This window comes from Paenibacillus marchantiae (assembly GCF_028771845.1).
Lineage (GTDB): Bacteria > Bacillota > Bacilli > Paenibacillales > Paenibacillaceae > Paenibacillus > Paenibacillus marchantiae.
This window is the reverse complement of the sequence record NZ_CP118270.1, coordinates 2,957,591-2,974,312: the sequence shown is the minus strand read 5'-3', so window position 1 is coordinate 2,974,312 and position 16,722 is coordinate 2,957,591. Positions and strand designations below refer to the sequence as shown.

Below are 16,722 nucleotides of genomic sequence, written 5' to 3'. Positions count from 1 at the left end.
TTTCCTGCAATTGCACTTTTTTGCACCTGTTAAAATCGGCATAAATAGCCCCTAAACCCTTTTGTCTCAGCGATATGGCCTGATAATTCTCTCGTTCCACACCTGTACTTCGATATAACGCTCCGGTCCGAGATCACCCTGTTGATTCCATTCCTGAGGCAGGCAGATCCTCCCATAAGATCGTGACCCAATCCGGTTCGGTATACCATGATTCCAACCACGCGTATGCACCCAGGGTCATATAGTGAGGATAACGGTTGGTCGGTTTCCCACCTTTGGAGATAAACTGCTCGTACGCTTTCCGCTCAAGTTCTCTTCGAATCATCATGTAATCTGCTGATCGCTGACTGGCAAAATTCCGGCCTTCCTGCCGGATATGCTGCGCAACGGCTTCTGCATCCTGCTCGGACAGACTGGAGAGATTGCGGAATGGTCCAACCCTTTTTTCAAAATAATGATACGCGTTCAGGTCTGTCATATGGCACCACCTTCATGTACATCTCTTCGTCCCCTGTTTCGTTAGTCATAGTGTACATCATGCCAACATGTATGGAAATAACTGTAGTAAGCCATTTCCTCTGGTGCACTATGCCATTTCAATTACAGTACCATCTTCGGATCGCTGCTTCGCTACTCCAGAATGATTCAGCACCTCTCCATTCAATAAGTGATAAACTAATAAAAAGGCATTTATCTTCAACAGGCTTAAAAGGAGGTTGTGTGTATGTTAGGCATTAAAGTACAGCAAGTACAGAATAAACTCATCATCCGTTGGCAGCTTTCCAAAATAGAAATTCTCATCTCAGATATTAAAGCAGTTACCCTTGATGATACATATGGTGGAAGTGAGCCTTCAGCCATTCGAATCGGCGCAGCGTATGGCGCTTCCGAAACAATCCTGATCCGTACAACCAATCAATCCTACATCTTGTTTACTTCCAATGAGGCATTGTATCCAAAAATCAGTGCCATGCTATCCAATAATTCAGGTGAGCGGAATGCGTCAAACTTGCAACGTGCTAACGAATCTAGCGCACCTTAAAGGTCCGATTCTCAAGGCAGGCCAAATTAACGCGAACAAGAGGCGTCCACCGTCATGTTCATGACTTATGGAACACCCCCCTTTTTTTCACGTCGGTAGAAGTTCAGATAATACCCCTATCTCCAACTCCACTTCGGTAATTGATCCAGCGTAATGACTTCTTCACTATTATATACTTCCTTCAAATACGCCACGGTATTATGATTGCCACCCTTTAGGAATTCCCCTGTCCAGGTACAGAACCAGCTCCAATGTACACCTTGCTCTTTCATCTGCTTTGGATCAGGAATGGAGCCATTCTCGGCTAAAGCAATGATTTTGCTGTCATTCACTAATTCACGCAGATTTTCATAACGCTTAGCTAATGGGCTGTGATCGCCTGCTTCTGGATACACATCCACACTCACAATGTCCACCACATCGTCACCCGGATACCAATCCGGCTTTTCCGAGTTCCACACCCAGATCAGATTACCCAGCTCATACGTGTTGACCAATTGATCATACATTAGGCGGTATAACTGTTTGGCAGGTTCAGGTCCTTTGGCTCCCCACCAGAACCAGCCTCCTTCCGCTTCATGAAGCGGCCGGAATAACACAGGCACCCCAGCCTCCTTGAGTTCTTGCAGATGTACTGCAATGGCATCGATATCCCGGATCAATAAGGTATACTCTTGCGATTCAGGATGAGCCAATGCTGAATCGAGATCGTAGGTGGTGGCATCCGTATAGAAACCGCGCCACCATTCTTTGCCTGGTTCATCTATCAGATGAGTAGGTGCATTCCAGTGCCAACACAATGTCACAATTCCGCCTTGCAGATGCCATGCAATCGCATCCCGAATCTCCTGAGAGATCGCGCCGCGTTCTGTCCTTGATGGAGAATAATCCATGAGATCGAATCCAATTACCGCCGGCTTGCGGCCTGTATTCTCATTAATCCAGTTCAGATTGCCGTAATCCTGCTGGCCGGACAGTACCCCTTTTCCATAACGCTCCGCCAAGTACTTCATCAGTTCTCTAGCCTCGGAAGTCGCATCTTTATTCACCAAATAACCGCTTATCTTTTGTTCCGTCATTGATAATCCCCCATTCCAAGGTAGGATACATAGAGACCCAAATATCAAACACACCCGAATTACGCATCCTACACGACTACGCCAAGCCCGGTTAACCAACTACACCTGAACGTTCAATACTCTCGACGAAATAGCGCTGTACAAACAAATACAAAATAATGAGCGGTGCAATCGCCAGCAGAATTCCTGTATCCACGATCATGGCAACATAATTGGGATCTGCCTTCATGCCTGAGTTTGAGCCAAATCCCATCAATTGGGGAATTAGCTGGTTCGCCTGGGCAGGCAATGAAGCCACCTTCAGCGAAATAAGCGGGCTTTCACTCATAAATAGCGCGGAATAGAACGTATCGTTGTACTGCCAGACAAACGAGAACAGTATGACTGTGATCAGCGGTGAAATGGCGTTCGGCAGCATAATTCGGGCAAATGTCCGGAATCCGCCTGCTCCATCAATCAGTGCAGCTTCTTCAATTTCCTTGGGCATGCCCTTGAAGAACTGGCGGAAAATATAAATGAACAGCCCCGCCTTCAGCCCACCAGCCGTAGCCGCAGTAATCATCGACGGCCAGTATGTATTCAGCAGGTTGATCCCTTCTCGCCCCGTGAACAGCCGAATCATGCCGAGAAAATCAAAGTTGCGGAAATGCAGATACATCGGCACCATCAGGGTGCTTGTCGGTACTAAAATAGTGAGGATGACTAATACAAACAGCACATTGCTGCCGGGAAAAGAAAAGCGGGCGAAGCCGTACCCGGCTAACGCACAGGATATCGCTGTGAGCAGCGTTGTAATCGTGACGAACAACAACGTATTCGCCAGCAAAGGTAAATAATCCATCACCTGCGCCGCAAGCTTGATATTATCCAGCGTAAAATGCTGGGGAATCATATAGATGGTCGGATTATAGATATCCTGTTTATCTTTGAACGCAACCGAGATTTTAAGAAACAATGGATACAAAATAATAAATGAAATACCAATAATCAATGCATATCTGAAGATGGAATACAGGAGGTCCGATGTCTTGTTTCGTACCCTCTGCATGCGGTAGTTCTCTTTCGGAACCACCACCATGCGATCCGTTCCCGACACAGCCATAGTCTCATGCCTCCTTCAACGTTCGTTAGCTTTCAGTTGTAATGAACCCGTCGTGACAGTACCCATCCCACAACAACCAATACCAGACCGATGACCAGCGTATACAGCCAGGACATGGCTGAGCTCAGGCCGAAGTTCTGGGTTTTAAATGCCGTCTGGTAGATGGCCTCCGTCACCGGGCTGCCTGCAAAGGAATCAATAATCGTATAGATGACATTCGTCAGGATCAATGGACTCACCATCGGAAACGTAATTTTCCAGAAGGATTCATAGGCCGTTGCACCTTCAATTTTGGCCACTTCATACATCGAGCCGGGTACCGATTGCAGCGCAGCGAGGAAGATCAGAATCTGTACGCCAGAGCTGCTGACAATATCGTAAATGCGCATGATGGCTTCAACGATGTAATCGACATATGCCATTGGCAGCCCCACATCATTCAGCATTCGCACGATTGAAACGACGTTGAACGAAGCTCCCCCCTCCGCCGACGTATCCACTGCACTGATGTCTCCCATCAGATTGATCAGACCTGCGGACTCGGCCGCCGCCACAGCACTGGAGGCCAGAATGACCGGCAGGAAGAAGATCGCACGTGCCATCGTTCTGCCCTTGAATTTCTGGTTAAGCAGTGTCGCCGTAAATAAACTGAAGAATAGAATCATCGGCACATTCAGCAGCATCGCTCCGACCGAATCCACCAAGATCCGGTTAAATGTTGCATCGACCAGGATGGCATCTTTGAAATTTTTCAAACCGATAAAATCCAGTACATATCCTCCTGGGGCAACCGACAGATTGCTCAAACTGAACCGGATCGATTGCAGCAGCGGCGTAGCGAACAAGAAGATGAAACCAATCAGCCAGGGCGAAATAAACGCAAGGCCAAGCAGCGCTCTCCGTGATTTCAAGGATAAACGAAGGGTTCTCATCGGTTCACTCCTTCCACTGCATAGTCCGCCCCGCCAACGGTAATTCCATCAATCGTTACCGGATCAGCCGTGTAATTCACCAAAATCGTTGCATCGCCACTGTATGTGATACGCACCACGCCATCCTGAACTCGTTCATGCTCGGTTATTGGCTGGTTCCGCAAATGACCTAATACCTCATTCGCTTCCTTGTATAAGGCTGCTGCGTCATCTACCCAATAAGCAAAGTCAGTGGCATAAGCCGAATCATAACTGGTCAGCTTCAGCTTGGACGATGGTTCATACGTCCATTGAAACTGCGGAGCAGCTGTTTGCGCAGATCCTGATCCCCTGACGTATTCATTGCGGAAGCAGCGTAGTCCATATATCCATGAATGACCATCTCATAAAAAGGAACTTCCTCATCGGTAATGTTGAACCGGCTGGAGCCTGAGGGAGCATTAACAATATGCTGCGTATATCCCCACGCATACGCATTAGCGGATGATAACATCATGTTTGGATATTCCTGCTGCAGCTTGCCCAGCTGCTCCTTCACGATGTTCTTCGCGGTCTCCCGGTGGATGACACGACTATCCCGATAATCCGAGCTCAATACCTGCCCGAGATCACGCAGCGATAATGCGCTGAGTTCCAATTTGTTGATTTTCCCGGCAAACTCGCTCACCACATACGGCAGCTTGGCGGCCGACAACAGATAATAACTGTCTTTGCTCTGATCCATCCGGTTGAGGGCAGGACTGTATGGATACAGTTCAGCCGTCTCCTTGGTGACAAATCGCGCTGCATCGGAGGATGGGGCAAAGTTCCAATCGTCGTGGTAAATACGCTGGAACGCCACATCAGGGAATAACGCTCCACCGGACTGCTTCAGTTGTTCAGACAGATCATGCAACTCGGAACGACTGCCCACTTCACTGTCCAGCTTGACCTGTGTCGGTGTATGGTGGCTGAAACCTCCGCCAAACCATCCCTGATACCGCATCTGCACGCGGTTCACACCTTCCTGCTGCAGCTTCGCAGCCATTTCAGCCGCTTGTTCATATGTCGTCATAGCCAATGTGGTCCGATAAGGTACACCCAGGAATGAAGCTTTTTTGTCCACTGCACCTAACACATCCACGTAAAAAGGCAAGGCTGAATCGTCCTCCAGCGGTTTCAGTACGTTCTGCCCAACCAATTGCTGCTGATACAAACGGGCCATCCCGGAATAGCTGGCATCCTTACCATTAAGGAAATGGTATCGCACCTGAATATCCCCGCGGAATGGTTCCTCGCTTAGCAGCTGAATCTCCTGCATCTTTTGCGAGGTATACATCTCCAACTCATCCTCACCCCGCAGGGAGAACGTGCCGTAGACGTGGTTATAGCTATTTTGCCTGCCTCCAATGTCCGCAGAGATACTGGCCATGCCATCCCCTTTTTCAATCACGGCAAACCAGGCATGTTCACCGTTCTTCAAACCAAAGACAGGCATATGGACAGATTCACTAACCTGCGGGCGACTGAGTGAATTGTCATTCGGATCTGCACCATACACACGTTGTACGTACTGCTCCTCTTTGACCTTTCCGTTATTCAGATGGATCAGACTACCTGATCCGTCAGGTACAAACATATAACCTTCACCTTTCGTATCGGCGGCACCAAAATAAGCGAGCAGATCGATATTACGAATACGGTATTGACCGCTCTCTTTCACCTGACTTAGCGGCACGGTTACAACCAGCGAACCTTGATCCAGCCGATATTCCACCGGAATGACGAAGCTTGGTTTATCCGATGTGCCCCCGCCTTCGACTCCATTCTCCTCATTGTCAAAAGCAAGATCTTCAGCGGTGTAACCCGCCGTCTCAAAGGCATCCAGCATCTTGTTCAGTACAAGCTGCTTTGATATCTGTCCATCCAACCGTTCTAGCACATCCGGATTGTTCTTGGTTGGATAGTAGCGGGCAGATGTATATCTTGCGACTGTGGCATCCAGTTTCGAAAGTACCTTCTCCTCCAGACGCTGTTTGCTTATCAGTTTGGGCAGAGCATCAATGCCTAGCGAGGTATCCCCAAGCGTGTATGTAACACGAATGCCCTGATCCACATTGGCAGCTGCAAACTGTTTGTTGCTGATGCTGGAGCTAAAGTTCGGAAAGTTCTCCAGTGTACCGATCGCATTCCGAAATGACACGTTCAGCTGGGAGGACAACACTTCCTTTTCATAAGCGGAAGCCAGGCCATCCTGATTACGTTCGTTCGGATTGCTGTACCAGATCTGTCCACTCGCTCCATCACGAACGGCAATTTCCGTCGTCTCCTCGTTGTAATAAAGCGCCAGGCCCTGATCCTCGGCGACCAGTTGCATACCCAGCACCCCCTGCGAGGAATCGGTAAGGAATTGCAATGATTCCGTCTCGGTTGGCATAGCCTCTGTTGTTGCTTCAAGATAAGTCGTTGCCTCCACGGCTGGAACTCCCCTGTTATTGATATACAGCAGTCCGGCTGTAAGCAGGATCACAGCAGCACCACTGGCCAGCACCGTATATATTCGTTGCCTTTTGTTCACGGATGCCGCCTCCTTTAGGTCCGAAAAATCAACTCGCGGTAGATGTTGTAACCGAATTCATATAACTGCTGCAACATGCTGAACACCAATGCTCCGAGGAACACGATTATGCCCATGACAATTAACGTCAGCAGCATCGTCAGGATCGTTTTGATCACGGTGTACTGGTGTACCGTCATCGTGCCAATGAAGAGCAGCAGCACGAACCAGAAGAACGCGATGCTATTAAATAAATAATAAAAAGCCGTCTCTTCCTGTACCATAAACCGGCTAATGATAATCATCGGGACATAGATCAAAATAATCGGAATAAGCGAGTATCCTGTTGCCAGAAAAATCTCCCTGAACTTTCCTTCACCTTCCATTAGGGTGGTTACCGCCCAGTTGGCTATGCACCAAAGAAAGAACGGTACTGCAACCGTTGCGATCTCCCCTATGCTGTTGATTGTGCGAGGATCGATGTAATTCACAAGAAACCCCGCGTATTGTTTTTGCAAAATCATCATGATAATGGTAAGCGCCAGTGCTCCAAAAGCAACGGTCAACCTGCCCCGCTGATCCGACTTGATATCCCAGAATGCATCAATGGGGTGAAAAATGAGATGCAGCGGAAACTTAATGTAATCCTGCTTCACGGTCAATCTGCCTCCTCCGTCTCCATTTAACCGCCACTCGGACCAGGATCAGAATGAAAATCAGTGCGATGGCAAGCGTCAGAAAGGTGCCGAAATGTTCCTTCATCATCTCTCGCCGATATCTTTTGAACGCGACAGAATAACTTTTGCGATCCATACCCAGTTCGAAATAACCCAGAGCTTCCTCGTTTTTCTTCTCCATCAGCAAGGATTTTCCGATACCGATATAGGCGATATCATAGTTGGCGTTCAACTTCAGCACTTCTTTCCAAATATGAACAGCCTCCGTATCCTCACCCTGATAATGAAGGGCAACCGCCTCATTCACGCTGGCTCCAAACCGTGTTGGCTCATAGATAACCAGATTGCTTTTCCCCCGATCCAGTACCAATTGATGATCCCCGGATTGTTCCATGGCGACTGGTGTTTTGAGCGTTCCCACCTGATTTCCTTTGCCTCCATATACGTAGAGCAGATGACCTTCATCATCGTAAGTAAACACCCGGTTCTGCGTCGCATCCAGCACACTGTACATACCGTTGCCCAGTACCTTCACATCAATCAGTTTGGACGGACCCGGGTTATTGCGGAATCTGATATCTCCTTTGACTTCAAAATAACCAAATCTCTTCAGCACATCCTCGCCGGATGGATTGAGACGTTTAATCGGTTCGCTGGAACCCGGGTCGATATTGGTCGCATATACGAACCCTTTGGAGTCGATATCGACATTGGAAAACTCGGTCGGTACAAACAAAACCATCTGCGCCCGCTGGGCTTTGGTTGAGAGCATCCGCCAAATGTATTCGCCGTAGTCGCGTTCCACCTTGTTCGTACCAACGTATCCAATGAACTGGCCGCGCTCGTCAAACTGCATAATTCCTTCGTAAACACCCTGAGCCACCACATACACGCGGCCTACCCGGTCCACAGTCAATTTCAGCGGTTGGAACTGAAAATTGGTCGCGAGGATATCGGACTCCGGCTTCGTAATCGTATGGACCAGCTGACCTTCCGCATCCAGGACAACTACACGGCTGTTCCCCGTATCAGCGATGTATACTCGATCCTCTTCATCCACGAATAATCCACCTGGCGTATTAAAACTCTCCTTGCTGCCGTCCATCATAAATCCTTCGATCACCCGCAGCAGCTTATAATCCGCGTCCAGGACAACAATTCGGCTGTTGCCACTGTCCAAAATATAAATCTGCCCGGAGGGAGAAACGTTTACATCACCGGGGTCTTTGAATTCGCCAATGCCCAGGTCACTGCCCGAGATGGTTTGCTTGGGCAGATAGGCATCCGGTGAAGGAACGGCCTCTTTCCAGTAGTTGTAGTTATAACTCTCATACGGCGCCGGGGAGGCCGCCGCAGGCACGGCATTCACCAGCAGCAGCGATACTGCCGCCAGGAGAACAAGCCATCTTTTCACTGTGCGTGCCATATCGTTCCCCCTTATTCCTTCATGCCCGAACTCGCCATCGTCTCAATGATGCGGCTCTGCGAGAAAATGAACAGCGTAATGGGCACACTCATCAAAATAAGTGCTACCGCAGCACCTGCCCCGGCCCGGGATATCCCGCCCTGAATGATCTGACCCGCCGCATAGTGCAAGGTCTTGAGCTGTTCACTGTAGATGTATCCATTGCCATCACTGCCCCACAGCATCTGGAACAGCAGAATGATCAAGGTGAGCCAAGCTGGCTTTACATTGGGCATGACAATGGACCAGAAAATCCGGTATTCACTGGCACCGTCAATTTTGGCTGCTTCCAGCAACGCATCCGGGATCTGCTCCATGAACTGCTTCATCAGATACAGACCCAATGAATAGGCAAATGCCGGAATAATGACGGCCCAATACGTATCAATCCAACCCAGCCATGACATGATCATATAGTTGGGAATGGCCGTCACGGCAGGTGTGAACATCAGGGAAAGCACAACAACCTGGAACATGAACACTTTGCCCGGAAATTTGTGCTTGGCGAGTGGGTACGCCGCTGCCGAAGCGAGCAGTACATGGCCCACGATGCCAATGCCCGTAATAAATACCGTGTTGAATATATATCGTGAGAACGGAACCCACGAGTCACTCAGCAGATTCAGCAGATCCGTAAAGTTGCTGAACGTTGGATTTTTGACAAATAGTGTGGGTGGAAAAGTAAAAATCTCATCCAGCGGTTTGAACGCATTATTGATCGCATAGATCAGCGGCAGCACCATGAAAGCACCAAATACGAGCAGAAGGGCAAACAGGGAGATGCTTCCTGATAAAGAGCGGTTGACCCGCTTTTTGCCTGTCGCAATTGCAGCCATAGCTATTCTCCCACCCTTCGAAGCAGTTTCTGTACCAGCAGGTTGGTGCCCACCATAATCATGAACAGCACGGTTGCAATCGCCGAGGCGTATCCCATCTCAAACCGCGTTGTACCAAAGTCGATCAAATGGGTCACCACCGTCTCCGCCGCATAGTTCACACTTGGGAACCCCGCCAGCGCAATGGACACATCCGCCACCGCGAATGAGGTCGTAAGTTGAATGACCGCACCGAACATCAATTGCGGGCGCATCGAAGGCAGGGTAATATACCAGAGCTCCTGCCAGCGATTTTTGATTCCATCTACCGCACCTGCTTCATATAACGTCCGGTCTACGGTCTGCAAACCGGCGATAAACGCCAGAAAGCCTGTGCCAAGACTGAGCCACAATTGCACCAGAATGAGGATTGGCATAATATAGGCTTCCGTTTTCAACCACTGGATTGGCTCCAGCAGAAATCCCCATTTGATCAGCAGTCCATTGGCTATACCGTAGCGATCCCCCGAGAAAATCATCAGCCAGATAAAATAGACGTTCCCCGATATGGATGGCGCATAGAAAATCAGCGTCATGAACGCTCTCCATTTGGGTGTTAATTCATTAATGATCCACGCAAATACGAAACAGGCAATATAGCTGATGGGTCCGGTAATAATGGCAAACAGCAACGTATTTTTGATAGCAATCAGAAATACGTCATCCTCCAGAAACAGCCGGGTATAGTTCTGCCAGCCAATAAAACGCGGAAACTCCAACATGTTGAAATAAGTGAAGCTGAGTATGATGGAGATGACCACCGGAATCACAGTGAACATGATGAATAGGATCATATAAGGAGCTAGCAGTACATAGGAATGTTTGCTGGCCTTCATTTCCTTGAGCTTCCAGGACCACCATGATTTCATGCCCATGCCTGGTGTTTTCTCAGGAGGACTGTTTTGTCCGTCTCGGAGTGATATTTGTGACACTGTTAACCCTCCCTCTGCTTACGGAAGACCAAATTCATTACGCTTGACTCGAATCTCGTCCTGAATATACTGGGTGTAATCCATGATGGATTCCCTGGCTTCCACTTGGCCAACAACCGTCTTGTAAAATGCATTGAACAGATGGCGTCCGGTAAAATAACCGCCAGGCACCTCGGGAATGCCCTTTACCGTCTCGAATTGTGCTTTCAGATTCGCATAATCCTCAGCAGGCCATGGAAGTGAATCGAGTGCCTTGATGTTGGCTGTCGGATAACGCGCAGCCGCACCCATCAGCCCTTCCATCTCGCGGCCAAACTCAGCCTGAACCGGTGTACTGGTCCACCATTTCATGAACTCCCACGCGGCCTCTTGGTCCTTGGCGCTTTCCAGCATCATGACCGCGCTGCCGCCACCCGGAACGTCCCGATTCAATGTTCCATCCGGCTGCACAGTCCCCGGAACCGGAACAAATCCCCATAATCCACGGATCTCCGGTGCAAATACAGACAACTGGTTATACATCGTGTAATCCGTCAGACCAATCGGCATCTGTCCAGTCCGGAAACGGTTGGCAAAGTCATACTCCCGCTCCAGCTTGTAATCGGTATAAAACTCTGTCCACTTCTTAAAGGTCTCAATACCGATGCGCGAGTCCAGATCCGATTCCTTGCCGTCATTCCGATAGAAGGAGCCTCCGTTCTGCAGCAGCATTGTGGCATACTGCGAGTTAGGCGGGATATTGACCCCCTGAATGTTGGCTTGGGCCACCACCGGCATGCCAAATTCCATATGATTTTTACTCAGAATCGCCAGCAGGCTCTCGACATCATCCCACGTTTGAGGAACTTCAAGCCCCAGCTCTGCAAGCACATCTTTTCGATAAAACAACATATTAAAGGTCTGTGTCTCCGGCAGGGCGTACACGCCTGAATCATAGGCGTACGGTACGATGGCACTGTCTCTAAACTCCTGTTCTACCGTGGTATAGTCACTGAACTGGGTGAGATCCACCGCCGAGTTCCGCATCGCAAAGTTCACCGGCAGATCATTGCCGATCTGCATCGCTACATCAGGTCCTTCACCCGACAAGGTGGCTGGCAACAGCGTACCCATGTTGACCAGCTTCAAATTGACGTTGATGCCGCTCTCCGGTGTGAATGTCTCATCAATCATCGCTTTCATCGTGTTCGCCTGATCACGGCCACTGCCGATCCAGACCGTCACCGTGCGCTGATCCTCTGATGTGGCTACGTTCCCGATCTGGTTATAATCAATGAAGAACGAGTGATAGAATGTCTTCGCTTCATGACCAAGCTTCGCCAGTGGACCCGTACCCGTTCCGGGAATGCTGCTGTCTAATGAAGCTACATAGAGAGCATCAATCTCAAGCGGTTGCTCGCGAGCCTGCTGCACCCATGTCCCCAGTCCGCCTGTGTTCGTTTTGTAAGCGGCAAGTCTTCTTGGAATGCTATCCGGCTTATCGATCATCTCATCCAGCTGTTGGGCCATCGTTTTGATCAACGCTTCCTGATCGCTGGACTGGCCTGACAGAAGACGAAGTTGCCTTGCAACTTCCTTCAGACGTTTGCTTTCTCCGCTAAACACCTCCAGCAGATTTGGGATCTGCTTCTCCACCCGATAATCCCGGAATTCATCCGGCTTGGTGCCTGTAATCATTAGGATTCTCCGGTACATGGAGTTCAGGTTGTACAGGCTGTCCTCCACATTGCGAATAAGTGGTGCGAAGTCGCCCAGGCTGTTCTCCAGCCGAATGACATGTTTGCCTTTATCCAACTGGAACTTGTAAGCATCCTCACCGCCCAGCACATCAATGCGATAGTCGCTTTGGTAACGGAATGGCGCCTTTGTCATCTCCGCAAATGGAATCTCGCCATCGATGGTCAGCTTGCGTGTGGAATAGATGCCTTTGACAAAATTTTGCTGAGCGGTAAAACCGATATGATAAAGTCCACTCTCCGGCACGTCCACTTCCCATTCGATCCACTGTCCTGGCAGACGCCAGTTAAAGCCACCAATCGTATTAATACGCACCTGGGAAGCGCTGTACGGAGATACGGCTGAACTTGATCTTTCACTGGTTGGATATAACGTAGGAGAAGATTTGGCAACAGCCGCTTCCCCTTCAATTCGGATGAACACATCCTTAGGCTGACCGGAAGAATCCATCTGCTTGGCCCCCGCGGTTTCCGCATAAGCAACGGCTGGCTTCTCGTTGAATAGTCGTATGGATCGAATTACCACGGGTTCGCGAGAGGATTTCAGCGTTAACGTGTGCTTCCCCTTTTCCAGATAGAATTTGAATGGAGCCTGTTCATACCCGTCCGAGTCCTGAAATGTTTCCTCCATCCAGCGGGGCTTCTCCACTTGTTTTGGACGAAGATCATTGCCCTGATTATCCTGTTCAACAGCTTGTTTCTCATTGCCCCATACCCGGTCAAACTGCAAATAGGCGGCTTCCGCAAACGGAAGTTCACCGTCAATGTACAATGCACGCTCAATAGCCGAACTCTTGCCTTCTACGGGAAAATAGACAGCAGAGAGGTTGTACAGCCCGGTTTCCGGTACTTCAACTACCCAGTCAATCTCGCCTGTCTCCCCAGTATGAAGCGATACACCCGGCCTGCCCTCATAATTATTCAGCTTGCGTACCTCTTCACCCTCTGCCCGTATGTAGTCTCCTGCTTCTATGGTCATATCCACATTCGGTCGTGAGGCCTCGCCTGCTTGGGATAGATATTGTTCATATCCGTTCTTCTGCCTCGTCTGCTGCAAGATGGCATCCACCTCAATGGCAGGCAAACTGCCAGAAGGCACAACTGCACTCTTTACACCTGCACCGGAAGTAAGCAAAAGTATGACGCAGGCTGCCGCTGCTGCAATGACTATAGGCAGGATCCATTTCTTTCGTTGTAGAATTCCAGCCATCCTACGAGCCCTCCTCATCAAGGCTGATGCCAGCAATGCCTAATTGGTAATACAGGAAAAGAGGTACCCGTGCGTGAGCCCGGACACGAGGTACCCCTGTCTGAATCATGCTGGTATTACTGTTTGCCAAGTTTATCAACTGCCGCTTGTGCCTGCGCTTTATACTTCTCGGCTGTTGCTGTAACGGAAGCATTGTTTTTGATAATGTCGTTTACATAGTCACCGATTGGATAACCCGCGTAAGCGTCATCCAGCAGGATGCGGCCCGTTCCCGCGATATGCTCGCGAATCATGGCGATGTCCTTCTCGTCGGTATAACGGCTTTCCAGGTAATCCTGACCTGGGTACTCTTCAATCTGCGGAATGTCGAAGGTTTCTTCATAGATTTGGTATACCATTTTAGGATCTTCCACACCTTTGGGAATGAATTTTGCTGAGGCAGCGTTGTTGGCGTATGTTACATCCTTGTTGCCCTGAGGACCGTTCGGAATTGGTACGACTCCAGCAGCAAAGGTGATATCGCCCAACTGCCATTCCGCAGCAGTGAACAAAGCCACATCTCCATCCTTGAATGTGTTGCTTTCCTCCCAGTTCGTTTTGTCGCCTGTTTTGACTTTCACAACATTCTCGACGTTATACAGGCGTTTGACGAATTCGGCAGCTTCAATCGTTTTCGGATCGGATAATCCTTCTTTTGAATGTTCGTCGTCTACGATCGTGCCGCCATTGGCTGCAGTAAAGTGACGAAGTACGTCGATGGCCCAGCCAGAGAACCCGTATACGTCAATTTTTCCGTCGTTATCCGTATCTTTGGTCGCCTGTTTCGCTAGTTCCATGAATTTATCCCAATTCCATTCGCCTTTGTTGTATAGCTCCTGAGGATCAGGCAGCGACAACTTCTTGAATAAGTCACGGTTATAGTGAAGTCCCAGACCGATGCTGGTTGGAGATTCAAATGCGTAGTAGTTGCCTGCGATGGCAGGGAATTTCGTGATCAGGTTTGCCTCTTGGTTGATGTTATTCTCAGCTGTGGTGAATTCGGAGATCGGAAGCAGTTGCCCTTTGAGGATGGCGGGTAATGCGGATTTGTACTCCATCTGAACGATGTCTGCGAACGGTTCGCCAGCCAGCGCTGTCGTGGTAAATTTGTTCATGTATTCTTCGAATGGCACGTTTACAAACTCAATTTTCACGTTGTATTTCTTCTCGACTTCAGCGATTTTATCCAGTCTAGCCTTATCCGATGCGGTCTCCCCCGCTGGCTTTAGATCCCACCAGGCCGCAACCTTGATGACACGTCCACCCAAATCAGGTACATCTACGGCCACTTCTTCTGTTCCGCCTTCTTTGTCTGTCTCGACGGTTCCAGTGCTATTGCCCGAATTCGCTGGTGCATCATCAGCCGGCTGAGCCGTCCCCCCACCACTGCAAGCGGATACAAAAAGCATTACGACCAATAACATGAGCGGCAAAACGTTCCATTTTCTAGTCACGATTTTAACAACCTCCCCGAATGTGTATACAAATCATGGTCCGGCATAACTCCCTGACTTTCATTTACCCTAATGAAATTCGACGACCACCACCATTTGTTATTTTATCGTTTGGTTTTGACAAACAAAATTTAACATAGCATAATGTAAGCGTCAACATTTTTATTGTTAACATTTTCTAATTATTCTGATAAAATGCTGTTATATCGCTTTAATACCTTATGATATAGCATATTATCCGAATACCATTCTGAGTACTTCCATATCCAAAACGAAAATCATTTTTGATTATTTTGTTATTTTATAAAATAACAAAAAGATAATAACCCATTCAAAAATTCGCCTTTTTCTCCTGCAACACGTCCATTCGCCAAGGTCTATTTTCGTCGGTACATGTATGGAACACTAACATTTTCACTTCTACAGCCGTTATTAGATTAAGAGAAATACATCATGATATACTAGAAACAGCTTTATTGCACGATGTAAGGAATACGGCAGAACTACGAGTGTAAGGATGGTATGATGAAGACGAAGGTAACAATTCAGGAAATTGCACATTTTACAGGTCTGTCGAAATTTGCGGTCTCACGAGCACTGTCCGGAAAATCAGGTGTTAGTGAGCAGACACGGGACGTTATTCTTAAGGCCGCTGGCAAACTTGGATATTTCAAAGATAACAGCATGTTGTCTGGTGATATGTATAGCAGCAATGAACTTCAGGACCCGCAGAACACGCGGTGGAGTGGCACCATTTTGATTTTGTTTCCTAATGTTCGTTATCAGAATCAGGAATCCGTATATTGGGGGCCTGTCTTTAACGGGATATCCTCCAGACTGAACCAGAAAGGCATCAATATTCTTACTCTGACAGAGCCTTCTGCGGATCAACTGTTCACGTTGCTGAATCCGGATGCCATTCGGGGCATTATTACGGTTGGTTCTATCTCCACACCCATTCTGCTTGAAATTAAGCGTCTGGGCATTCCCGTCGTCATGGTGGATCATCTGGACCCCGTCTTTCACAGTGACAGTATTTTCACAGACAACTTTGCTTCCATGCGTGACATTATGCTCTATTTGCTGCGCAAGGGATTCAAACGGTTTCAGTTTGTTGGAAATACCAGTGATGCGCACAGCTTCTATGAACGATGGGTCGCCTATACTTCGGTATTAATGGGGCATGGATTGGAAATGAATCAGATCCCCGAACTAAGCAGCCCGGATGTGGATGATTTTCGCAAGACGTTCACTTCGGTCATTCATGAGGGGAATTTGCCTGAGGTTTTTGTCTGTGCCAATGACTTCTATGCGCTATACACCATCGAGGCTCTGGAAAGTATTGGGATTAGTGTACCCGACCAGTGCGTAGTCACCGGTTTCGATAATGTGTATGATAATATCCCTGTACTCGCCACAGTTAATGTGAACAAGGAATTGCTTGGTGCGCGTGCGGTTGACCAGATGTTATGGCGAATTGTCAACCCGGAGAGCAGTGTGGAGAAAAAGCTGATTCTTGCTGATGTGATGATTCGGGAACAGTACGGAAGACATAGCGGATAAAACGGCAAGGTAACCATAGACAGCAAAACACCCCCATATCCAGTGTTCGGCTGGCTTGGGGGTATTTGAATTTGAATGTC

General features: G+C 48.6%; 12 protein-coding genes and 1 pseudogene. 2 read left to right on the top strand and 11 right to left on the bottom strand.

All coding sequences use genetic code 11. From position 1 onward, the window contains the following. Nucleotides 1–133: 133 nt before the first annotated feature. Nucleotides 134–478, bottom strand: a complete 345-nt coding sequence (locus PTQ21_RS13770; protein ID WP_274570247.1) for a hypothetical protein — start codon at nucleotides 476–478, stop codon at nucleotides 134–136. Between the two features lie 246 nt (nucleotides 479–724). On the opposite strand from PTQ21_RS13770, the gene PTQ21_RS13765 reads away from it, so the two are divergent. Then, nucleotides 725–1,042: a SunI/YnzG family protein gene (locus tag PTQ21_RS13765; RefSeq protein WP_274570246.1), complete on the top strand. Its 318-nt coding sequence runs from the start codon at nucleotides 725–727 to the stop codon at nucleotides 1,040–1,042. Between the two features lie 116 nt (nucleotides 1,043–1,158). Here PTQ21_RS13765 and PTQ21_RS13760 read toward each other — a convergent pair whose 3' ends face one another. From PTQ21_RS13760 to PTQ21_RS13715, 10 genes and pseudogenes are all read right to left on the bottom strand, one after another. Further along, a complete protein-coding gene (locus tag PTQ21_RS13760; RefSeq protein ID WP_274570245.1) occupies nucleotides 1,159–2,121 on the bottom strand; it encodes a glycosyl hydrolase in 963 nt (320 codons plus the stop codon). A 91-nt stretch (nucleotides 2,122–2,212) separates the two neighbouring features. Continuing rightward, the gene (locus tag PTQ21_RS13755) at nucleotides 2,213–3,223 is read right to left on the bottom strand and encodes a carbohydrate ABC transporter permease (RefSeq protein WP_079696486.1); all 1,011 of its coding nucleotides are present in this window, start codon (nucleotides 3,221–3,223) and stop codon (nucleotides 2,213–2,215) included. A gap of 32 nt (nucleotides 3,224–3,255) precedes the next feature. Then, complete coding sequence (locus tag PTQ21_RS13750; protein ID WP_274570244.1) at nucleotides 3,256–4,155, bottom strand: carbohydrate ABC transporter permease; 900 nt, start codon at nucleotides 4,153–4,155, stop codon at nucleotides 3,256–3,258. Then, a pseudogene (locus PTQ21_RS13745) lies at nucleotides 4,152–6,025 on the bottom strand (DUF5696 domain-containing protein). The gene PTQ21_RS13750 and the pseudogene PTQ21_RS13745 overlap by 4 nt, the downstream one beginning before the upstream one ends. Nucleotides 6,026–6,726: 701 nt before the next feature. Then, on the bottom strand, nucleotides 6,727–7,347 hold the full coding sequence (locus PTQ21_RS13740) for a YIP1 family protein (protein WP_274570243.1): 621 nt from the start codon (nucleotides 7,345–7,347) through the stop codon (nucleotides 6,727–6,729). After that, nucleotides 7,328–8,794: an NHL repeat-containing protein gene (locus PTQ21_RS13735; RefSeq protein ID WP_063564145.1), complete on the bottom strand. Its 1,467-nt coding sequence runs from the start codon at nucleotides 8,792–8,794 to the stop codon at nucleotides 7,328–7,330. The genes PTQ21_RS13740 and PTQ21_RS13735 overlap by 20 nt, the downstream gene beginning before the upstream one ends. A gap of 11 nt (nucleotides 8,795–8,805) precedes the next feature. Continuing rightward, nucleotides 8,806–9,669, bottom strand: coding sequence for a carbohydrate ABC transporter permease (locus PTQ21_RS13730; RefSeq protein WP_064639582.1), 864 nt, complete (start codon nucleotides 9,667–9,669; stop codon nucleotides 8,806–8,808). 2 nt (nucleotides 9,670–9,671) lie between these two features. Beyond that, nucleotides 9,672–10,583 carry a carbohydrate ABC transporter permease gene (locus PTQ21_RS13725; protein WP_064641001.1) on the bottom strand — a complete coding sequence of 304 codons (912 nt, stop codon included), beginning with the start codon at nucleotides 10,581–10,583 and terminating at the stop codon, nucleotides 9,672–9,674. 75 nt (nucleotides 10,584–10,658) lie between these two features. After that, nucleotides 10,659–13,586: an extracellular solute-binding protein gene (locus PTQ21_RS13720; RefSeq protein WP_274570242.1), complete on the bottom strand. Its 2,928-nt coding sequence runs from the start codon at nucleotides 13,584–13,586 to the stop codon at nucleotides 10,659–10,661. 116 nt (nucleotides 13,587–13,702) lie between these two features. Continuing rightward, the gene (locus PTQ21_RS13715; protein ID WP_240321348.1) at nucleotides 13,703–15,079 is read right to left on the bottom strand and encodes an ABC transporter substrate-binding protein; all 1,377 of its coding nucleotides are present in this window, start codon (nucleotides 15,077–15,079) and stop codon (nucleotides 13,703–13,705) included. 522 nt (nucleotides 15,080–15,601) lie between these two features. On the opposite strand from PTQ21_RS13715, the gene PTQ21_RS13710 reads away from it, so the two are divergent. Then, a complete protein-coding gene (locus PTQ21_RS13710) occupies nucleotides 15,602–16,642 on the top strand; it encodes a LacI family DNA-binding transcriptional regulator (RefSeq protein WP_231952619.1) in 1,041 nt (346 codons plus the stop codon). Nucleotides 16,643–16,722: the final 80 nt, after the last annotated feature.